Below are 20761 nucleotides of genomic sequence, written 5' to 3'. Positions count from 1 at the left end.
AATGAAGTATGTTAGGAGTCATGAGCAGCTTTGTGATCGTCGTCACTCCCGCGGAAGAGGAGTTCCGCGAGCTCGCGCACGTCGACGAGCTCCCCCCGCGCCTCCGCGCCGACCTCGAGGCCCTGCGCGACGAGGTCGCCGAGCGGTTCCCCGAGGCGGAGGCCATCGGCGAGACCGGCGCGCTGTGCGCACGGCCCGAGATCGAGGGTGTCGGCGTCGTCATCCGTCCCGAGGTCATCACCCGCCCCCTCGTGGTCAACGCGGTCATGCGGCTGGCCGCGCCTCGGCAGCTCCGCGTCACCGCCCCCGAGCTCGGGCTCGCCGCGGATCCGCGCGAGCGCATCGACATCGACGTGAACCGGCGCCCCACCATGGTCGGGGCGGGGATCGCCGACCACTCGGTCCGCGGCCGGCCGCGTGGCACCCTCCCGTGGGTCACCCGGGAGCTGCTCGGTCAGCTCGTGGATCATCTCGAGATCGACGGGGACCGGTTGGACCTGGAGGTCGACGACGAGCGGTGGTTCCGCTACGAACGCTCCGGCGGCGCGCTGGTCGTCGAGGCCGCCGGCGGCCCGGACGTCCCCCTCCGACGCGTCATGGTCCCCGTGGACGTGGCGACCTCCGCGGCCGACGCCGGCTGGGCGTGGGCGCGATGCGACGCGGACTGGGCCCGGTACCTCGAGGCGGGCACCGGTTCCGGGGCGGAGGCCGGTGACGCCGTCGGTCCCGCCGCTCAGCTCGGTACCGAGCCGAGCAACCCCGCGACGGCGGCCTGAGTCCTCGCCGGCCCCGCGCGGTTGTGCCGCGTTCGCGCGGTGACAGCGAGATCGCGCGGTTACACCGAGTTGTCGTAGCGCAGTGAGGCCACGACGGCGTCGATCGTCTCCGTCGGCTGCACCCCGGGCTCGCCCTCGTCGGACATGAGGACGAAGACGGTGGACGCCGGCGCGCCATCCGGGGTGCGGGTGGAGACCGCGATCGTGTCGAAGCGGATGACCGGCGGCGTGCAGGTGTTGCGCGGTGGGCGCACCTGGCCGCGCAGGGACACGTACCAGGCGGGCACCCCGGAGACCCCGATGCTGTGGGCCTCGGGAACCGGGACGTCCGCTCCCGCCTCGGTGAAGCGGCGATCTATGGAATCGGCCATCGCCCGCGACGCCGACTCGGCCTGCTCGCGCGCCTCGCCCGGCAGCGTCGTCGCGCTGATGCCGACCAGCGTCCGGAAGCTCAGCCCACCGATCGCGCAGTAGTCCCTGTCCGCGATGGCGTTGGCGGTGGTCACGTACCCCGACCCCCAGTCCGTCCCCGGGTCGCGGCCGTCCTCGCCGACGCCGAACGGGTCACCGACCTCCCAGTCCGGCGGCACGGAGTACACGAGTCCGGTGGCGCTGCGCACGTCCTGCCAGTCCGCCGGTGGGGGCGCGGAGGCCAGGGTGGGGCCGGGCTCCTCTCGGGGCTCGTCCGGCTCGTCCCGACCGCCGGGCCACAGCGTGCACCCGGCGAGTGTCGCGATGAGCGCGCCGGCGAGGAGCGCCGCGGACGGGCGAGACATGCCGCCTTCAGCCCCGCTCGACGAGAGCCTTGATGCGCTGCAGCGAGGTGGACACGCCGCGGTCCATCTCGGCGGTGAACGACTTCTGTCCGCCGAAGAGCTTGTCGGTGAGGAACCGGGAGATGAAGGTGAGCCCGTCCGGCACCTCGCGGCGCTCGGTCAGTCGCGTGCCACCGGACGGCGTGGGCTCGAGCTCGAACACCCACACGGTGGTGTTCTCATTGATGCGGTTGGCGAACCGGCGACCGGGCTCGAACTCCACCACCCGGCTCGTGGTGGGCCACACGATAGGGCCGCGCTTGTTGAGGTTGATCGCCCACGTTCCCTTTGTGGTGCGGCCGCCGGGCGAGAGGATCTTCCACGCCTGGCTGCTCCACTCCGTGGCGTTGCGGACCTCGGAGACGACCTCCCAGACCCTGGCCGGAGGGGCGTCGATCTCGATGGAGCTCTCGATGGCGCCTGCGGCGGCGGGTTCGGTGGGCATTCGGCGGGCCTTTCGACACGGGCGGGTGGGACGGCGTCTCGATGGTAGGGCAGGGCCCGGGTCGGTGAGGGATGTTCGTGTGAGGCGTTCGCCGGTCGCGAACCCGGATATCGATCCTTTGCACTCGTCGGGGACGAGTGCTAGAAAAGCGATTGGCACTCGGCTACCCTGAGTGCCAGCAAGATCTGAAACTGAGGTCGCAAGGTGAGGGGCGGATCCGACACGGTCCGCACCGTCCGTCGCGGGCACCGACGCTGACCACACGCGTGTCACCCCATACCCGGAGGATGATTCACCCCATGGCAAAGATGATCGCGTTCGACGAAGAGGCCCGGCGCGGCCTGGAGAGCGGTCTCAATCAGCTCGCCGACGCCGTCAAGGTCACCCTCGGCCCCAAGGGTCGCAACGTCGTGCTGGAGAAGAAGTGGGGCGCCCCCACCATCACCAACGACGGTGTCTCCATCGCCAAGGAGATCGAGCTCGAGGACCCGTACGAGAAGATCGGTGCCGAGCTGGTCAAGGAGGTCGCCAAGAAGACGGACGACGTCGCCGGCGACGGAACCACCACCGCCACCGTCCTCGCCCAGGCGCTCGTGCGCGAGGGCCTGCGCAACGTCGCCGCCGGTGCCAACCCCATGGGCATCAAGCGTGGCATCGAGAAGGCCGTCGAGGCCGTCACCAAGCACCTCATCGACTCCGCCAAGGAGATCGAGACCAAGGAGCAGATCGCCGCGACCGCCGGCATCTCCGCTGCCGACCCGGCCATCGGTGAGCTCATCGCCCAGGCCATGGACAAGGTCGGCAAGGAGGGCGTGATCACGGTCGAGGAGTCCCAGACCTTCGGGCTGGACCTTGAGCTGACCGAGGGTATGCGCTTCGACAAGGGCTACATCTCGCAGTACTTCATGACGGATCCGGAGCGCCAGGAGGCGGTCATGGAGGATCCGTACATCCTCCTGGTCTCGGGCAAGGTCTCCACCGTCAAGGACCTGCTCCCGCTGCTGGAGAAGGTCATCGGCGAGAACAAGTCGCTGCTGATCGTCGCCGAGGACGTCGAGGGCGAGGCCCTGTCGACCCTCGTCGTCAACAAGATCCGCGGCACCTTCAAGTCCGTCGCCGTCAAGGCCCCGGGCTTCGGTGACCGCCGCAAGGCCATGCTGCAGGACATCGCCATCCTCACCGGTGGCCAGGTCATCTCCGAGGAGGTCGGCCTGTCGCTCGAGACCGCCGACATCTCCATGCTCGGCAAGGCGCGCAAGGTCGTCGTGACCAAGGACGAGACCACCATCGTCGAGGGCGCCGGCGACCAGGGCCAGATCGAGGGCCGGGTCAATCAGATCCGTGCCGAGATCGAGAACTCCGACTCGGACTACGACCGCGAGAAGCTCCAGGAGCGCCTCGCCAAGCTCGCCGGCGGCGTCGCCGTCATCAAGGCGGGCGCGGCCACCGAGGTCGAGCTCAAGGAGCGCAAGCACCGCATCGAGGACGCCGTCCGCAACGCCAAGGCGGCCGTCGAGGAGGGCATCGTCGCCGGCGGCGGCGTCGCCCTGGTGAAGTCCGAGGTCGCCATCGAGGGCCTGTCCCTCGTGGGTGAGGAGGCCACCGGCGCGAACATCGTCAAGTTCGCGCTGAGCGCCCCGCTGAAGCAGATCTCCCTCAACGCCGGCCTCGAGCCGGGCGTCGTGGCCGAGAAGGTCCGCAACCTCCCGGGTGCCGAGGGTCTCAACGCGGCCACCGGCGAGTACGAGGACCTCCTCGAGGCCGGCATCAACGACCCGGTCAAGGTGACCCGCTCGGCGCTGCAGAACGCCGCGTCGATCGCCGCGCTGTTCCTCACCACCGAGGCCGTCGTGGCCGACAAGCCCGAGCCCGCCGCGCCCGCCATGCCGGGTGGCGACGAGATGGGCGGCATGGGCTTCTGATCTGAAGCCCGCACGACTGACGCGCCCGAGGGCGCGCAGAGCAGGGCCCGTGGCCCGCACCGGTACGCCGGTGCGGGCCACGGGCTATTTCGGGCGTCGGTCCACTCCGGCGCGCCGTAACACCACGGACACGTTGAGGGTGCTGCGTAAAAGGTCCGTGACCTGCGGTAAAGGAGCTGTTTCAGCTATAGCGGCGGGTTCAACCGTTTCTTAGTGTCCTCTTCAGACGCCCCGTAAGGCGTCGCGAGTCACTGAGAAGGAGAACCCATGCCCAACTTCGGCCAGCTGTCCGACCTCTTCGGGGGAATCACCGACGTCCTCGGCGCCCTTGTCTTCTTCACCGGCTCCGTCGGCGGCGAGAACGGGGTGAACGACTTCATCGGCGCGATCACCAGCATCAGCGCCGAGTAGCCGGACTCCGACCCGCCACCGCACAGTCACAGATTCAAGGAGCAGACAATGACCTTTCCCGAGTTCGGATCCCTCGCCGGCGTCAGCGGCGCCCTGGGCTTTTTCAACGACTTCCTGGGGGCCTTCGGAGACCTGTTCTCCGGCCTCGACTACTTCACCGGAGGCGACTTCCAGGAGGCCCTGACGGGCGGATTCCTCCAGTGACCCCATGAGCTCCGTCGAGGGTGGCGACTCTCCCCGACGGCCAGATGCGGCCCGCGCGATTCTCCCTCGCGCGGGCCGCATCGCTGTGTGTTGGGTGCGGGTGCTCGCTCAGTGGGACGTCGGAGGTGAACGGAGGATGGCCGCGGTGAACCTTTGACCAGCGGTGATGGCCCGAAATAATGCGAGCCAAGAAATTTTTCTCGAAGCGCCAGGATTAATGAGACTTCTTAAGGCTTCGTGGTTTACAGTGACACAGGGCACACGCCCGGCGGGGGTCAAGGGCCAGCGCCGAAGGGGTGGGCTGAGACGCACGTCACGATTGACTTCAGTGCGTCTTAGGTTAGCCTTACCCGGGGCCCCGTGAGCGGGGCGACATCACAGTAAAAGGGAGATACACATGCCTGACTTCAGCGCCATCAGCGCCGCCATCACCGCTATCGACAATGCCCTGAAGGGCATCATCGGCTTGACGGGCTCGCTCGCGGGCGACGGGCTGGACGTGGTCCTCGGAAGCCTCGGCGCCGGCGACGCTGTCGTGCCGCCTGTCTTGGAGCAGTAGTTCCGCGGCTACCGGATCCGTCCGGGTGACGCCCTGGCCGGGGGCCTAATGCCGGTCACTTCCACTCCCGAGTGGCGGAACGCCGCCATCGGCACGAATGCAAGGAGATAATCATGGGCAGCACAGAATTCGGCCCCGAAGGCAGCCTCGGTGCAATCCTCGGTGGGGACGGCACCCTTGGAGTCGTTTCGACCATGCTGGGCTGGGTCAACAACCTGGTCAAGGCTGTCGGCTACTTTGTCGGTGGCGACTTCCAGGAGGCTTTCGACGCGGGCTTCATGGCCTGAGTCGGACGACCGACTCGAAAAGGGCTCCGGGCTACGGCTCGGAGCCCCTTTTCGTGCTCGCGCCCGCCGGGCGCCGGGCGCGCGACCTGCGATGGATATGGATTCGTTCATATCGGTAACACGGATCGGCGTCGAGTCGATAATGTTGACGTGAGCCGCACGGACGGCTCCGCGGTTTCCACCGGCCGGTGCCGGTGTGTCATCCTCGGGGCCGAACCCTGCGGGTGAACTACCCAGTCTTGGCAGCGCACTGGTGGCACCAGTGTGTTTAATGGGACTTGTGTGACTACTGGGAATCGGGTTAGCGTTCTCCGCGAGAAGGTGCCCGGGTCCGTCTGTGAACAACGAGAATGTAAGGCGTCGAAATATGCGTTCAGTGAAGCGGTTCGGCACGAAGGTCGCAGCAGCGGCCCTCGCCGCGGCCATGGTCCCCGTCGTCGCCACGGGCACGACTCAGGCCCAGGGCGGGACCATCCAGTACACCAAGGCCACGGCCGATAACAAGGTCGTCGAGACGAAGCTGCCGGACGGTCGGCTGATCGTGTCGGTGTGGTCCGACAAGATGGCCATCGAGGTGCCGAACATCGTCCAGCCGCCGCGCGACGGTAACGCCGGCGCCCCGGTGCTCTACCTGATCAACGGCGCCGGTGGTGGCGAGGACTCCGCCACCTGGCAGGCGCAGTCCGACGTCAAGCAGTTCATGTCCGACAAGGACGCCTGGACGGTCACCCCGATCGGCGGCGCCTTCTCGTACTACACGGACTGGCAGAAGCACGATCCCAACGTCCAGACCCGCTTCGCCCGCGAGACCGGCCGCCCGATGGCCTTCGAGACCTACCTCGCCAAGGAGCTCCCGGACCTCTTCGAGGGTAGGTACGGCGGCAACTACCAGGGTCGCAAGCGCGGCATCGCGGCCATCTCCATGACCGCCACCTCCGTCCTGACCATCGCCCAGAAGCACCCGGGCAGGTTCCAGGCCGTCGGCTCGTACTCCGGCTGTGCCGAGACCTCCACCCCGGTCGGCCACGAGTTCATCAACATCGTCACCGGTCTCCGTGGCGGCGCGGACCTCAACAACATGTGGGGACCGTTCCCGGGCGAGCCCCGCGCGGGAACCAACAGCTGGTTCGACAACGACCCGGTGTGGGGCGCCTGGCGTTTCCAGGAGCAGCGTGACAACGGCACGCTGCCCGCGATGTTCATCTCGACCGGCAACGGCCTGCCCGGACCGCACGAGTCGCTCGAGAACTGGCGCCTGCGCAACTCCATCCCGGCGCTGGCCAACCAGGCGATCGTCGGCGGCGTCATCGAGGCGGCCACGCAGTACTGCACGGCCAACCTCGCCCGCCGCTTCGGCGAGCTCGGCATCCCGGCCCACTTCGACTTCGCGCCCAACGGCACGCACTCGTGGGGCTACTGGCAGGACGACCTCAAGCAGTCCTGGCCCATGATGGCCAACGCGATGGGCGCGCGCTGGGGCGCCCTCTGATCGATTGACGCCACGGCGCACCCCGCGCCCGGCGCTCACGGACCCCGCTCACCACACGTCAGGTGGGCGGGGTCCGTCGTCGTATGCGGCCCGGGTGCGGCGAACGGAGCGTAGTCCGGCATTCTGGACCCATGACCACGATCGAGGACCCCGCCCGGGTCGAACTGCGCCACCCGGACGGCAGCACCAGCCCGATGCTGATCGTGGAGACCGACCGGCGGGACGAGCGCCGGCCGTCCGTTCTGGTGCTGCCGGGCATCGCCGTCGGCGCCCGCTACTACCTCCCGCTCGCCCGCGCGCTGGCGGCCGAGGGCGTCGACGTCGCGATCACCGAGCTGCGCGGCCAGGGGGAGAGCACGTACCGCATCGGGCGCCGCGGCGCCCCGGCCGGTTACCACGAGAGCGCCGCCGAGGACGTCCCGCTCGCGCTCGACGCGATGGAGCGGCGCCTCGGCCGCCGACCCGTGGTCCTCCTGGGGCACAGCATGGGCGCGCAGATCGGTGTGTACCACCTCGCGCGCCACGACCCGCGCGTCGCGGGGCTCGTCGCGGTCGCCGCCCAGTCACCGTTCCACCGCGGCTTCCCGGGGCCCGTCGGTCGCAAGCTGCGCGCGGGGTCGGTGATCCTGCCGGCGCTGGGCTGGCTGTCCGGGCACGTGCCGGGCCAGTTCTTCGGCGCGAAGGGCCGGATCCCGGCCGACCGCATCCGGGACTGGGCCAGGCTCGCCGCCGCGGGCGTCATGCAGCCGGCCCGCGCCGACCTCGACTACCCGGCCGGCCTGGCGCGCGTCACCGTGCCGGCGCTGGCGGTGGTGATCGCCGACGACCCGCTCGCCCCCGCGAGCGCCGCGCGCAACCTCCTGGCCATGCTGCCCTCCGCGCGCACGACCCTCGAGCTCGAACCCGAGGCGTTGGGTCACAACTCGTGGGCGCGCCGGCCCGCCGAGGTGGTCGCCCGGGTGCTCGCGTGGATGGACCGGGAGGTCGTCAGGCCTGAGGGGGACGACGACGAGGGAGTCGACGCCTGAAGAACTCGTACGTGAGGACCGCTTTCCGGGCCTCCTGCGTGTTGTCGGCGGCGCCGGCGTGGCCGCCCTCGACGTTCTCGTAGTAGGCGACCTCGTGGCCTGCGGCCTCCAGGGCGGCGGTCATCTTCCGCGCGTGGCCCGGGTGCACGCGGTCGTCCCGTGTCGAGGTGGTCATGAGCACGGGCGGGTAGCGGACCTCTGAGGCGGGTCGGATGTTCTGGTACGGGGAATACGCGCCGAGGAAGTCGTCCCAGTCGGACGAGTCGGGGTCGCCGTACTCGGCCATCCACGACGCGCCGGCCAGCAGCAGGTGGTAGCGCTTCATGTCCAGCAGCGGCACGGCGATCGCCAGCGCCCCGAAGAGCTCCGGGTAGCGGGTGAGCATGACGCCCATGAGCAGTCCGCCGTTGGACCCGCCGGTCGCGCCCAGTTGGTCGCGGGTGGTCACCCCCGTCTCGACGAGGGCGCGCGCCACGGCCGCGAAGTCCTCGTAGGCGCGCGGCCGCTTCTCGCGCAGGGCCGCCCGGTGCCACGACGGCCCGTACTCTCCGCCGCCGCGGATCCCCGCCACCACGTACACGCCGCCCTCCTCGAGCCACAGCGCGCCACGCAGGGCGGCGTACGCGGGCCGCATGGACACCTCGAACCCGCCGTAGCCGTACAGGATGGTCGGCCGGGGTCCGTACGGTCCGGGCCCGCGCATGACGGTGTACGGGACCTCGGTGCCGTCGTCGCTCACCGCGGTGTGGCGGGTGACCTCGATGCCGGACGTGTCGAACCGGTGCGGGGTCGCGCCGAGGGTGGTGGTGCTGCCGTCGGCGCGCAGGAGCACCAGCGACGGCGGCACGACCGGCCCGGAGACCGCGAGCACGGCGTCGTCGGGGTGTGGGCGATTCCCGGGCGTCGGGTCGCCGTCCGACAGTTCGCCGTTCGCCGGCCCGGAGTCCGCCTGCTCGCCGTCCTGCATCCCGGACAGCCGGTCGCAGGACAGCACGTCGATCGACACGTGCTCGGGCAGGCCCTCCACCGGCAGCGGCGTCCAGTCGCCGTCGGCGGTGTCGGGGATGGTGTGGGCGGCGATCCGCGACTCGGTGTCGTCGAGGATCGTCAGCAGGATCCGGCCGCGGCCCCAGGTGATGTCCTCGACGGTCGTCGACGGGGTGGGGGAGAACAGGACGACCGGCTCGGGCAGGCGCTCGGGGTCGGCGTCCACGGCGGACCACGGCACCACGAGCACCGACCCGCCGGGATGGATCCGGCCGGCGATCTCGAGATCGGTCCGGGGGCGCAGGAGGAGCCAGTCGCCGCACGAGGTGACGTCGCAGTCCTCGGGCACGGGCACGGCGCGCGGCCCGGTCGCGGTGGGATCGGTCCCGGGGGTCCAGAAGCCCTCCTGTGAGGTGTGGAAGTCCGGTGCCCGGCTGGCGAGGAATCTCCCCGTCGTCGGGTCGTGGGAGGCGCCCACCGCGACGTCGTCGGTCCGGCCCTCGAAGATCACGGGCGCCTGCGCGGGGTCGGTGCCGCGCCGCCACAGCCGCACGACGCGCGCGTAGCCCGACTCGGTCGCGTCGGAGCCCTCCGGGTCGAGCGGCGCGGTGAGGAGCACGGTGTCGCGGTCGACCCACGACACCGAGCACTTGGCCTCGGTCAGTCGGAAGCCGTCCTCCGAGGCGGGGACGAAGCGGCGCGCGACGAGGTCGAAGTCGCGGATCTCGACGGCGTCCGCGCCCCCGCGGGACAACCGCAGCAGCGCGCGGTCGTCGGCGGGCCGGCGGACGACCGTCCCCGAGTACACCCAGTTGACGCCTTCCTCGTCGGCGAGCGCGTCGACGTCGACGAGCGTCTCCCACGCCGGATGGTCGACGCCCGGCGCGCCCTCCGCGAGGACCGACCACGGTACGCGGCGCCACAACCCGCGACGATGGTCGCCGTCCTTCCACAGCGTGTACGCGTGGCGGCCGCGCAGGACGGGCCAGGCGATCCGGTCCGTGGCGTCGAGGATCTCCAGCGCCCGGGTGTAGGAGGCATCGGCGTGCTCGCCGGCCGCGAGATCGGCCACCGTGCGGTCGCTGCGCATCCGCACCCATTCCAGGACCTCGGGAGCATCGACGTCCTCGAGATGCAGGTGCGGATCAGTGCTGGGGGAAACCGTCATGCCCCGATGATGCCGTGACCGTCCCGGCGTGACGGAGCCGACATGTCGGCCGGGGGTCCAGTTCTTCACAGACTCTTGTTATGAGTCCGTGCCGTCAGTAGCATCATCCCTACGCTCGGGTCGTCTGACCCGGCCATTCTCGGGAATCCGGGAATGCACCCTCGATAAACGGAGACACATAATGGGTTCCCTCAATCTCGGTTCGGTCACGGAGTCCCTCGGCGGCGGCTCCGGCAGCTCCACGAAGTCCATCACCGATCAGATCGCCGAGACCGTCGGCGACCTGGTCGCCACCGCGCTTCGGCAGGTCCTGGGCAACCTGTCCTGACGGCGCCCGCAGGCATCCTGACGCCGCCCCTTCCACCCGGAGGGGGCGGCGTCAGGCATTTCGGGTGCGATTAGGGGCGGCTCGGCGTGCCTGGGCCACGCGTTGCGCATACTCTGTGTGTCGTGGCTGACACTCATTTCGACCTGATCGTCCTCGGCGCGGGCCCCGGTGGCTACGTCGCCGCAATCCGTGCCTCGCAGCTCGGCCTCAAGGTGGCCGTCGTCGAGGAGAAGTACTGGGGCGGCGTATGCCTCAACGTGGGCTGTATCCCCTCCAAGGCACTGCTACGTAACGCGGAGCTGGCCAACACGGTTCAGCGTGACGGCAAGCTCTTCGGCATCTCCGGTGACGTCTCCTTCGACTTCGGCGCCGCCTACGACCGCAGCCGCAAGGTCTCGGACGGCATCGTCAAGGGCGTCCACTTCCTCATGAAGAAGAACAAGATCACCGAGATCAACGGCTACGGGACGTTCACCGACGCCAAGACCATCGAGGTCGAGGGCACGGAGTACACGTTCGACAACTGCCTCATCGCCACCGGCTCCGTGGTCAAGACGCTCCCGGGCATCGAGCTGAGCGAGAACGTGGTCAGCTACGAGGAGCAGATCCTCTCCCGCGAGCTGCCGGACTCGATCGTCGTGGTGGGCGCGGGCGCGATAGGCATGGAGTTCGCCTACGTGATGAACGCCTACGGCGTCGAGGTCACGATCGTCGAGTTCATGGACCGCCTGCTGCCGAACGAGGACGAGGAGGTCTCCAAGGAGATCGCCAAGCACTACAAGAAGCTCGGCATCAAGCTCCTCACCGGGCACAAGACCACCAAGATCACCGACAACGGTGACTCGGTGGACGTGGAGATCGAGAAGAAGGACGGCGCGGAGACCCAGACGGTCACCGTGGACAAGGTCCTCATGGCCGTCGGCTTCGGTCCCCGCGTCGAGGGCTTCGGCCTGGAGAACGCCGGCGTCGAGCTCACCGACCGCGGCGCGATCGACATCGACGACCACATGCGCACCAACGTCGACGGCATCTACGCCATCGGCGACGTCACCGGCAAGCTGCAGCTGGCCCACGTGGCCGAGGCGCAGGGCGTCGTGGCCGCGGAGACCATGGCCGGCGCCGAGACCCAGACGCTGGGCGACTACCGCATGATGCCGCGCGCCACCTTCTGCCAGCCGCAGGTCGCGTCCTTCGGGCTCACCGAGGCCCAGGCGCGAGACGAGGGCTACGACGTCAAGGTGGCCAAGTTCCCGTACTCCGCCAACGGCAAGGCGCAGGGCCTGGGCCACGCGGTCGGCTTCGTGAAGATCGTCGCCGACGCCACGCACGGCGAGCTGCTCGGCGGCCACCTCATCGGCCCCGACGTCTCGGAGCTCCTGCCCGAGCTGACCCTCGCGCAGATGTGGGACCTCACCGCCGAGGACGTCGCCCGCAACGTGCACACCCACCCGACGCTGTCCGAGGCCATGAAGGAGGCCGTCGAGGGCATCGCCGGCCACATGATCAACCTCTGACGGCCGCCCGCCGGGTCGCACCGGGCGCCCGCTGAGCGCCGCGTCCGCTGAGCGAAGGGCGCGCTGAGCGCCGCGTCCGCTCAGCGAAGCGCGCGCTGAGCGCCGCTTCCGCCTCGCGAGGCGCCCAGCCCTGGCGAAGCCCCGTCGCTCCGCCCCGCTGCTCGCCGGTCCGTCCGGCCGGGCGGCGGGGCGGAGTGCCTTCCGGCGAAGATCCTCCCGGGTGCGGTCGGAGTCCGCGGGCGATCTGCCAGCACACCCGGCCGAGGATGCGCTGCCTCTTCGGCTCACGCTGGCGGAAAGGTCCCGACCGCCAGCGCAGGCATAGTGAATCCGTACACGAGGGCAGCGCAGGTCAAAGGGCCAGCGTGACTCGGGGCACTCGCGCTGGCGGAGTGCCGCGAGCGGCTGGCCCCGGACCGGTGGCTGCCCCGCGCCGGTGGCTCCTCGGTCCGGCAGATCCCACGGGACGTCGAATGGCCCGTGTGTCCTGGTCAACGAGAAGAGCGTCCCGCGTCTCCCCGCTGGATGGGGGTGCGGAACGCTCTTCTCGTTGGCGGCGGGGCCTGGCGGCAGGGCCGTCCCACCGGTGGCGCGGCGGCGGTGCTGGCGACGCGGTCGGGCGGACCTGTCGGCCGCGGGGTCACTCGGCGTTGACGAGCTTCTCCATCTGCGTCGTGTAGATCGCGTCGAGAGCGCCGGCGGCGGTCGGCAGGACCGGGTCGGCCGCGGGATCGTCACCGCGGGCCGCGTACTCCACGCTCACCGTGGTGTCGCGGGCGTAACCGTGGATCGCGATGGCCCGGCTCAGCGTCTTGCTGCCGTCCGGCTGCGTGGTGATGAAGTCGCTGGTGACGCGGAAGCCCTCGGCGCCCGCGATCTCCGGCGCGTCCTGCACCGACATGTTGAGCTCGACGTCGGGGTTGGAGGTGCTGGGGGAGGTGTCGCACGCCTCGTAGAGAGAGCGGTCCATGAAGTCGTCGAGCCGGCCGCTCACCATGCCGATGCCGAACCGGTGCTCGGTCTCGTCCGTCTCGGACTGCTTGTAGCGCACCGCCGCGGTCACTCCGTCCGTGGTGGCGTGATTGGAGACGGTCTCGAGGCGCGAGACCCTGTCGCAGGCCGGGTCCTCCATGAGTTGGCGCTGCTGGTCGGCGACGAGCTTGTCGACGGCCTCCTGGAGCATCGGCCGGTCGAGCACCTGGACGATGCCACCCCCCGGGGCCTCGCCCTCGGCCAGCACGAGCTCCTCGACGGGCGCCTGCGGGGCCGAGTCGTCGACGGTCGGCGAGGCCGGCGCCGAGGTCGACGTGTCGCCCGACTGCTCGGTCTCGGTGCCGGAGTCGTCCGACGAACAGGCCGTGAGAGCTGCCGCGGTGACCAGCGCGAGGCCGGCGGTCGCGACGCGGCGGGGGGTGCGGGTGCGGAGGCGCATCTCTCTCCTTTGTCTTCGGTTACACCACATAGTGCCACCGTCGTACCGCTATCTGTGCATTGTGCCCCGCGTGCGGCGCGAAGCCGAAAAACCCGCGGGCACGTCCGTGGAACGCCGGAAACATCAAAAGCGACCGCGGGGGCCCGAAGTCGGGGGCACCACTCGCGGAGGTGGAAGCGGTGGAAATGACCCGGTGTGACTACCCTTGGTGCCGCACGCGCGGAGCCTCTCGGCGCCGACGACCCCTGATATAGGACAACGATATGGACCATGACGGTGTGGACGCCGTGCTCTTCGACCTCGACGGGGTCATCACCCCGACGGCGGAGAAGCACATGGAGGCGTGGAACCGGATGTTCAGCGCGTACTTCGACGCCCGCGCGATCGACCCGTACTCCGACTCCGACTACTTCCGCTTCATCGACGGCAAGCCGCGCCTCGAGGGCATCGCGTCGATGCTCGCCGCGCGGGGCCTCACCCTGCCCGAGGGGAGTGACGACGACGAGGCCGGCCCGGACGCGGACACCGTGCACGGGCTCGGTACACGCAAGAACGTGATCTTCCGTGAGCTACTCGACGAGGGGATCGAGGCCTACCCCGGCTCGGTCGCCTACCTCGACGCGCTCGACGCCGCCGGCATCGCCTCCTGCGTCGTCTCGAGCTCGAAGAACGCGGAGGCCGTGCTCACCGCCGCCGGGCTGCGCGACCGGTTCGACGTGATCGTCGACGGCGTGGTCGCCGCCGCCGAGGGCATCCCCGGCAAGCCGAAGCCCGACACGTACCTGCGGGGCGCCGAACTGCTCGGCGTCCCCGCGGATCGCTGCGTCGTGATCGAGGACGCCGTCTCGGGTGTGCAGGCCGGCGCTGCCGGCGGGTTCGCGCGAGTGGTCGGCGTGGACCGCGGGGCCGGGCGCGAGGCCCTGCTCGCGGAGGGGGCCGACCTCGTCGTCGTCGACCTCTCCGAGCTCATCCCCGGATTCACGGAGGCACGACGGTGACCCGTATCCCCATCTCCCGTGGCCCGGTGCACGACACCGTCGGCCAGTCGGTGCCCGGCAACATCCGCACCACCTACGGCGTCAACCTCCGCAGCCACCTCGAGGTGCCGGAGATCAACCGCTCCACCCACCCCGCCGACCCGTGGCGCTGGGTCGAGACCAGCCCCAAAGCGTCCCCGCGCGGCGTGGCCGAGACGCAGTTCGCCGTCGCCAACGGGTACCTCGGCATGCGCGGCAACCCCGACGAGGGCCGCGACTCCTCCCAACACGGCACCTTCGTCAACGGCTTCCACGAGACGTGGCACATCCAGCACGCCGAGGACGCGTACGGCCTCGCGCGCGAGGGCCAGACCATGATCCAGGCCCCCGACACCAAGACGATCCGCCTCTACGTCGACGACGAGCCCCTGCGGCTCGGCGTCGCCGACCTCGAGCACTACGAGCGCAGCATCGACTTCCGCGACGGGATCCTGCGCCGCGAGCTCGTCTGGCACACGCCGGCCGGAAAGAAGGTCGTCATCCGCACCACCCGCATGGTGTCGATGGTGGAGAAGCACCTCGCCGTGATGACCTACGAGATCGAGCTCCCCGAGGAACCCGCCCCGGTCGTCATCTCCTCCCAGGTCCTCAACCGGCAGGACGGCGAGGACGAGTACGGCTCCGCCGACGACGTCCCCGAGCGGGGCTTCGATCCCCGCCGCGCCGAGGGACTCGACCACCGCGTCCTCGAATCGCAGCTCTGCGAGGGCCAGCGCGGCTACCAGGTGCACGGCTACCGCTGCGCCAACTCCGGCATGACCATCGCCGTGGCCGTCGACCACATCCTCGAGACCGAGGACGACGTGGCCCTGAGCCACGAGATCGATGACGACTCGTCGAAGGTCGTCTACCACGCGCACGTCACCCCGGGGCGCGTGCTCAAGCTGACCAAGTTCGCCGCGTACCACACGTCCGAGGTCGTCCCCGCCGTAGAACTCGCCGACCGGTGCTCGCGCACCCTCAGCCGGGCCCGCGAACGCGGCGTGGAGGACCTGCACCGCACCCAGCGGGACTGGTACGACCACTTCTGGGAGCGGGCCGACGTCGAGGTGGACGGCCCCGCGGAGACGCAGCAGGCCATCCGGTTCAACCTCTTCCAGCTGGCCCAGGCCTCCGCCCGCGCGGAGTACAACGGCATCGCCGCCAAGGGCGTCACCGGCAGCGGATACTCCGGGCACTATTTCTGGGACACCGAGACCTACGTCCTGCCGTTCCTGACGTACACGATGCCGCGGTTCGCCCGGAACGCCCTGCGCTTCCGGTACAACATGCTCGACAAGGCGCGGGAGCGGGCGAAATTCCTGTCCGTGAAGGGCGCCCTCTACCCGTGGCGCACGATCAACGGCGAAGAGGCATCCGCCTACTACGAGGCCGGCACCGCCCAGTACCACATCAACGCCGACATCGCGCACGCCCTGATCAAGTACCTGTGGGCCACCGAGGACCGCGAGTTCATGATCCGTGAGGGCGTGGACATGCTCGTCGAGACCGCGCGGATGTGGGTCTCCCTCGGGTTCTTCGACGGCGACGGCATGTTCCACATCCACGGGGTGACCGGGCCCGACGAGTACACGACCGTCGTGGACAACAACCTGTTCACCAACGTGATGGCGCGCTTCAACCTCGTCGCGGCGGCGATCGCCTGCAAGCGGATCGCCGATCTGGGCAACGGCCAGTGGGAGGCGATCTGCCGGCGGCTGAAGCTCCGCGACGAGGAGATCGCCGAGTGGAGGCGCGCCGCCGAGAACATGGTGATCGCGTTCGACGATGAACTGGGCGTCCACCCGCAGGACCAGGACTTCCTCGCCAAGGAGGTCTGGGACCAGGACCTCGAGGAACCCCGCCGGCCGCTCCTGCTGCACTTCCATCCGCTGGTCATCTACCGGCATCAGGTGCTCAAGCAGGCCGACGTCGTGCTGGCCATGTTCCTGCGCGGTGACGAGTTCAGCGAGGAGCAGAAGCGGGCGAACTTCGAGTACTACGACCCGTTGACCACCGGCGACTCCACCCTGTCGGCCGTGGTGCAGGCGATCATCGCCGCCGAGATCGGCTACTGCGACGAGGCGTTCGAGCACTTCCAGAAGGCACTCGTGGTGGACCTGGCCGACGTGCACGGCAACGCCTCCGACGGCATCCACGTCGCCTCCACCGGCGGGGTCTGGTCGGCGCTGGTCAGCGGCTTCGGCGGGATGCGCGACTACCGGGGTGAGATCTCGTTCGACCCGCGGGTGCCCGCGCAGTGGGGGTCGCTGACGTTCCGGATGACGGTGCGGGGCACGCACGTGCGGGTCCGCTGCGACCACCACGACATCACGATCGCCAACCTCAACGGCGCCGGCTTCGAGTGCACGGTGCAGGGCCGCGACGTGCACGTGCCGGCGGGGCAGACGGTGACGGTCGGCCTCGACGACCGCGCCCGCGTCTGCCTGTCCTGCCCCGAACAGGTCTGAGCAGGTCTGAGCGGGTCCCACCGGGCCGGCCCGTTCAGGCCCGGCGGGTCGCGTGCATGGACGCAGCGCACCTGCTCGGACTCGCGCTGCCTCTTCGGCTTACGCTGGCTGAATGCCCGCTTCGGGCCGGGGTGCGCTGGCTGACGGGACCAATTAGCCAGCACATGGCAGAGGGGCAGCGCATCCGGGCGGACTCGCGCTGCGCGTCTGCGCGCTAGCCGACCCGGCCGGTCCCGGGATCGTTCGTCATCCACAGGCGTTCCTTCTCCACAGGCAGCCGCCTCCGACGCGGATTCCCGCACACCACCCCGCGGGCGGCCGGGCAGGATGCGGGCCATGAACGGCCCCGACCACGACATCCACCCGGCACTGGCATCCGCGCGGCTGTGCCACGAGATCGCGACCATTCCGCGGCGTAGGCGCGAGCGCGAGTACGTCAAGATCGCAGACGAACTGTGGCTCGCGTCCAGCGCGGTTCGCGATTTCGAGACGCTGTCGGTCGCGTACACCCGGCTGTACCCGCGAGCGGTTCTGACCGGTTGGTCAGCTGCCGTCCTGCACGGCATCGAGCCGCCCGATGACGCGGTCCCGGAACTGTGCGTCGGCCCGCATGGCCGGGCGCGCCGTGGCCTGCGGATGAGGCGGTATGTCGTGCCCGAGCGTGCGATCACCACCATCCGAGGTGTGCCGGTCACCGCGCTGCGCTGGACAGCGTTCGACATCGCGCGGTTCAGCCCGCACGTCGACGGAGTCCTCGCGATGGAGAAGTTCTACCAGAGGGGCGTCAGTCGCGCGGCGATGCAGGAGACCGTGGCGTACATGGCGGGTACCTGGGGAGTATCGCGCGTGCGGCGGGTGATCGACGATGCCGATCCCCGGTCCGAGTCGCCGAGGGAGACGGAGACCCGTTTGTTCCTCAAGGCGGCCGGTTTCACCGACTTCGTTCCGCAGGTAGACGTCCCGGAGCTGGGCTACCGGCTGGACCTCGCGGACCCCGTGCACAAGATCGCGGTCGAGTACGACGGGCCGCACCACGACGATCCCGTCCAGCAGTCGAAGGACCGCCAGCGGAGGAACCGACTCCAGGCCGCCGGGTGGATCATCATCGTGGTCGACCGCAGACTCTTCAGACACCAGCAGGACGAGATCCTCGGGCAGGTCGAGGCCGCCTATCGGGTGCGTCGCTTCGCCGCCTGATGCGGGGACGGGCGGGCGGTGCCCGGATCAGGCGGGCCGAGCGGGGGTGGCTAAGCGGCGCCGACCGAGTAAGGATTGCCGAGCAGGGCCGATCGAGCAGAGTCTGCCGAGCAGAGCCGCAGCACGAGTGCCTCCGGGTGCGCTGCCTTTTCGCCCTGTGCTGCGTGAATGGACCATTCAGCCAGCGCACCCCGGTGGTTTTCGAGCATTCGGCCAGCGCGGGGCAAAGGGGCAGCGCACGTGGGCCGGGGCGCGCTGGCTCTCTGCCCGCTCCTGACCGGCGGCGGGCGGACCGGCGGGCGATCGGCCAGCGCGAGTCGGACGGTCCGCAGGCCGGCGGGCGATCGGCCAGCGCGAGTCGGACGGTCCGCAGGCCGGCGGGCGAACGGCCAGCGCAAGTCGGCCAGAGGCGGGAACAGCGAGAGCGTCGGGCGCGAGAGGGCAGGCGGAAGGCCAGTCGGCGTCAGGGGGAGTGGGCCCGGCGGCGTCAGCGGGGGCGGTCCGGCTGGATGCGCAGCGCCTGCAGGGAGGTGGCCAGGCCGTCGTACTGCGCGACCAGCTGCACCAGCGCGACCAGCTCCCCCGGGTTCAAGTATTCGGCGAGGGCGGACCATGTCTCGTCGTGCACGTCCTTCGTCCGCACCAGCTCGTCGACGGCCGTGAGCAGCACCTCCAGCCGGTCCGGCCAACCCGCGGAGGCGGGGTCGCGGGTAGTGCGGGCGATCTCGTCGTCGTCCAGTCCCACCCGCGCGCCGATGCGCTCGTGGTGCGCCCTCTCATACACGCTGCCCCGCAGGTGGGCCACGCGCAGGATCACCAGCTCGGTGGTGCGGCGGTCGAGGATCCCGAACGGCATCATCATCCCCGAGTAGGCGAGCCAGGCGGGGAAGAGGCGGCGGGCGCGGCCGAGCGTGGCGAACAGGTGGACGTCGCGCGAGCCGGTGATGCGCGCGCCGATGCGGTTGACCGCCCAGCCGAACGGGCCGAGCTCGCGGAACCCGCCCGGCCGGATACGCGCGGGACCGGCGGCGGGGGCGTTGTCGCTGCGGGCGCTGCTGTCATGCGGCTGGCTCATGGCCGTCAGGGTAGGTCAGGCGCGGACCCGGCGGAGGCGGGTTCGCCGAGGAGGTACGGCGAGAGCGACGAGCGGTGGGCGTCCACCCGCAGCTCGTGATTGAGCGGCGGGAAGGCGCGCTGCGGGCAGGCGGGGCGGTCGCACATGCGGCAGCCGGAGCCGATCTTGGTGGCGGCGTCGACGTCGTCGAGGTCCAACCCCTGCGCGTAGACGGTGCGGTGGGCGTGGCGGGCCTCGCAGCCCAGCCCGATCGCGAACGTCTTACGCGGCTGCCCGAACCGCATCGGCCGGGTGGTCACGGTGCGCGAGACCCACAGGTGCAGCCGGCCGTCGGGCATCTGGGCGACCTGCCGCATGATCTTGCCGGGGAACGAGAACGACTCGTAGATGTTCCACAGCGGGCACGTGCCGCCCGAGGTGGTGAAGTGGAACCCGGAGGCGGACTGGCGCTTGGACATGTTGCCGGCGCGGTCGACGCGCACGAAGCTGAACGGCACCCCGGACGCGCCCGGCCGCTGCAGGGTCGACAGCCGGTGGCAGACGGTCTCGTAGCCGGTGGCGTGGAAGGCCATGAGCCGCTCGATGTCGTAGCGGAAGTCCTCGGCGGTGTCGAGGAAGCGCTGGTAGGGCATGAGGACGGCGGCGGCGAAGTAGCTGGCCAGGCCGCGCAGGCCCAGGGCGACGGCGGCGGGGGAGCTGAACGAGCCCTCGTCGACGAGGCTCTCCAGCAGCTCGCGGTGCTCGAGGAACGCCAGCTCGGAGGCCACGCGGAACGCCTGCTGGCCCGGGGTCATGTGGGCGGACAGCTCGAGGCGACGCTCGTCGGTGAGGTAGCGGTGCCACAGCCCGTCGGGCAGGTCGACGCGGCGGACGATGCGCACGCCGTGGGCCTCGGCTATGCGGTGCTCGAGCTCCGCGCGCACGTCGCCGCGGTTGAGCCGGATGCGGGTGGTGAGCTCCTCGGCCGCGGTGTCGAGGGAGTCGATGTAGTTCTGCCGCTGGTAGAAGTAGTCGCGCACCTCCTCGTGCGGCATCGACAGGACGGCGCGGTCGACCGGGGTGTCGGGCGCGTTGCGGGTCTCGGTGAGGGCGGCCAGCAGGTCGGAGGAGTTGCGGTAGCGCTGGTGCAGGAGGGTGAAGGCGCGGGCGAGGGAGGGATGCGCGCGGACGAGTTCGACGACCTCCGCGGCGGGGACCTCGGCGGAGAGCTGCGTGTCGGTAAGGGCCTCCGTCACCGCCGCGATGAGGCGCGTGTCGGAGTCGGAGGCGAAGAACGTGGAGTCGACGCCGTAGACCTCGGAGATCTTGACGAGGACCCGGGAGGTGACGGGGCGGGTGTCCTTCTCGAGTTGGTTGAGGTACGACGACGACAAGCCGAGCGACTGCGCGAAGGCGGACTGGGTCAGACCGTGCTCCTCCCGCAGACGTCTCAGTCGCGATCCCATATGTGAGGCGTTCATCGGCTTCGGCCCTCCCGTCCATGGCGTGCCACACAATCTTCGCAAACTTTGCAAAAGTCTCCAATAAACTCGCCATATTCGCATTACCTGCAGGTAGACGGGCTGTCCGCGATGTGGCACGCTATGGGCAGTACGGGGCCAGCGGCTCGCAAGACTGCGAATCACGGCCCGCCCCCC

19 protein-coding genes are annotated in these 20761 nt (G+C 70.0%); 13 read left to right on the top strand and 6 right to left on the bottom strand.

The annotated features are described in order from the left end of the window. Positions 1 to 20: 20 nt before the first annotated feature. Positions 21 to 776 (top strand): hypothetical protein, encoded by a 756-nt coding sequence (locus A6035_RS13765; RefSeq protein ID WP_235026521.1) that lies wholly within the window; start codon positions 21 to 23, stop codon positions 774 to 776. Positions 777 to 835: 59 nt separating this feature from the next. Here A6035_RS13765 and A6035_RS13760 read toward each other — a convergent pair whose 3' ends face one another. Together A6035_RS13760 and A6035_RS13755 are read right to left on the bottom strand one after the other, a co-directional pair. After that, positions 836 to 1552, bottom strand: a complete 717-nt coding sequence (locus A6035_RS13760) for a DUF8017 domain-containing protein (RefSeq protein WP_108848286.1) — start codon at positions 1550 to 1552, stop codon at positions 836 to 838. Positions 1553 to 1559: 7 nt separating this feature from the next. Then, entirely contained in the window at positions 1560 to 2036 is a 477-nt protein-coding gene (locus A6035_RS13755; protein ID WP_108848284.1) for an SRPBCC family protein, read from the bottom strand. 299 nt (positions 2037 to 2335) lie between these two features. Here A6035_RS13755 and groL point away from each other — a divergent pair, with 299 nt between their 5' ends. The 7 genes from groL to A6035_RS13740 all read left to right on the top strand — a co-directional run bounded on the left by groL (position 2336) and on the right by A6035_RS13740 (position 7936). Then, positions 2336 to 3958, top strand: a complete 1623-nt coding sequence (gene groL / locus A6035_RS13750; protein ID WP_108848282.1) for a chaperonin GroEL — start codon at positions 2336 to 2338, stop codon at positions 3956 to 3958. 267 nt (positions 3959 to 4225) lie between these two features. Next, on the top strand, positions 4226 to 4369 hold the full coding sequence (locus A6035_RS18455; protein ID WP_167400733.1) for a hypothetical protein: 144 nt from the start codon (positions 4226 to 4228) through the stop codon (positions 4367 to 4369). A gap of 48 nt (positions 4370 to 4417) precedes the next feature. After that, positions 4418 to 4573: a hypothetical protein gene (locus tag A6035_RS18450; RefSeq protein ID WP_167400732.1), complete on the top strand. Its 156-nt coding sequence runs from the start codon at positions 4418 to 4420 to the stop codon at positions 4571 to 4573. Positions 4574 to 4970: 397 nt separating this feature from the next. Further along, positions 4971 to 5132, top strand: coding sequence for a hypothetical protein (locus tag A6035_RS18445; protein WP_167400731.1), 162 nt, complete (start codon positions 4971 to 4973; stop codon positions 5130 to 5132). Positions 5133 to 5245: 113 nt separating this feature from the next. Continuing rightward, on the top strand, positions 5246 to 5419 hold the full coding sequence (locus tag A6035_RS18440; protein ID WP_167400730.1) for a hypothetical protein: 174 nt from the start codon (positions 5246 to 5248) through the stop codon (positions 5417 to 5419). 367 nt (positions 5420 to 5786) lie between these two features. Beyond that, positions 5787 to 6908 carry an alpha/beta hydrolase gene (locus A6035_RS13745; RefSeq protein ID WP_108848280.1) on the top strand — a complete coding sequence of 374 codons (1122 nt, stop codon included), beginning with the start codon at positions 5787 to 5789 and terminating at the stop codon, positions 6906 to 6908. A gap of 131 nt (positions 6909 to 7039) precedes the next feature. After that, a complete protein-coding gene (locus tag A6035_RS13740) occupies positions 7040 to 7936 on the top strand; it encodes an alpha/beta fold hydrolase (RefSeq protein ID WP_108848279.1) in 897 nt (298 codons plus the stop codon). Here the strand turns inward: A6035_RS13740 and A6035_RS13735 are convergent. Further along, complete coding sequence (locus tag A6035_RS13735) at positions 7896 to 10091, bottom strand: prolyl oligopeptidase family serine peptidase (protein WP_108848277.1); 2196 nt, start codon at positions 10089 to 10091, stop codon at positions 7896 to 7898. The genes A6035_RS13740 and A6035_RS13735 overlap by 41 nt on opposite strands. Before the next feature lie 181 nt (positions 10092 to 10272). Here A6035_RS13735 and A6035_RS18435 point away from each other — a divergent pair, with 181 nt between their 5' ends. Together A6035_RS18435 and lpdA are read left to right on the top strand one after the other, a co-directional pair. Beyond that, positions 10273 to 10419 carry a hypothetical protein gene (locus tag A6035_RS18435; protein WP_167400729.1) on the top strand — a complete coding sequence of 49 codons (147 nt, stop codon included), beginning with the start codon at positions 10273 to 10275 and terminating at the stop codon, positions 10417 to 10419. A gap of 122 nt (positions 10420 to 10541) precedes the next feature. Then, complete coding sequence (lpdA, locus tag A6035_RS13730; protein WP_108848275.1) at positions 10542 to 11933, top strand: dihydrolipoyl dehydrogenase; 1392 nt, start codon at positions 10542 to 10544, stop codon at positions 11931 to 11933. 640 nt (positions 11934 to 12573) lie between these two features. On the opposite strand, the gene A6035_RS13725 is transcribed toward lpdA, so the two are convergent. Continuing rightward, complete coding sequence (locus tag A6035_RS13725) at positions 12574 to 13365, bottom strand: hypothetical protein (RefSeq protein WP_108848273.1); 792 nt, start codon at positions 13363 to 13365, stop codon at positions 12574 to 12576. Positions 13366 to 13628: 263 nt separating this feature from the next. Between A6035_RS13725 and A6035_RS13720 the strand changes: the two genes are divergently transcribed. The 3 genes from A6035_RS13720 to A6035_RS13710 all read left to right on the top strand — a co-directional run bounded on the left by A6035_RS13720 (position 13629) and on the right by A6035_RS13710 (position 18049). After that, positions 13629 to 14363, top strand: coding sequence for an HAD family hydrolase (locus A6035_RS13720; RefSeq protein WP_108848271.1), 735 nt, complete (start codon positions 13629 to 13631; stop codon positions 14361 to 14363). Next, on the top strand, positions 14360 to 16852 hold the full coding sequence (locus tag A6035_RS13715) for a glycoside hydrolase family 65 protein (RefSeq protein ID WP_108848269.1): 2493 nt from the start codon (positions 14360 to 14362) through the stop codon (positions 16850 to 16852). The genes A6035_RS13720 and A6035_RS13715 overlap by 4 nt, the downstream gene beginning before the upstream one ends. Before the next feature lie 336 nt (positions 16853 to 17188). Continuing rightward, positions 17189 to 18049: an endonuclease domain-containing protein gene (locus A6035_RS13710; protein ID WP_108848267.1), complete on the top strand. Its 861-nt coding sequence runs from the start codon at positions 17189 to 17191 to the stop codon at positions 18047 to 18049. A 487-nt stretch (positions 18050 to 18536) separates the two neighbouring features. Here A6035_RS13710 and A6035_RS13705 read toward each other — a convergent pair whose 3' ends face one another. Together A6035_RS13705 and ramB are read right to left on the bottom strand one after the other, a co-directional pair. Next, positions 18537 to 19124: a carboxymuconolactone decarboxylase family protein gene (locus A6035_RS13705; protein WP_108848265.1), complete on the bottom strand. Its 588-nt coding sequence runs from the start codon at positions 19122 to 19124 to the stop codon at positions 18537 to 18539. A 5-nt stretch (positions 19125 to 19129) separates the two neighbouring features. Continuing rightward, positions 19130 to 20584 carry an acetate metabolism transcriptional regulator RamB gene (gene ramB / locus A6035_RS13700; protein WP_108848263.1) on the bottom strand — a complete coding sequence of 485 codons (1455 nt, stop codon included), beginning with the start codon at positions 20582 to 20584 and terminating at the stop codon, positions 19130 to 19132. Positions 20585 to 20761: the final 177 nt, after the last annotated feature.

Source organism: Dietzia lutea (assembly GCF_003096075.1).
In the GTDB taxonomy this organism is placed as follows: Bacteria; Actinomycetota; Actinomycetes; order Mycobacteriales; family Mycobacteriaceae; genus Dietzia; species Dietzia lutea.
Note: the sequence above shows the minus strand (reverse complement) of the source record. Positions and strands in the feature narration are given on the sequence as shown.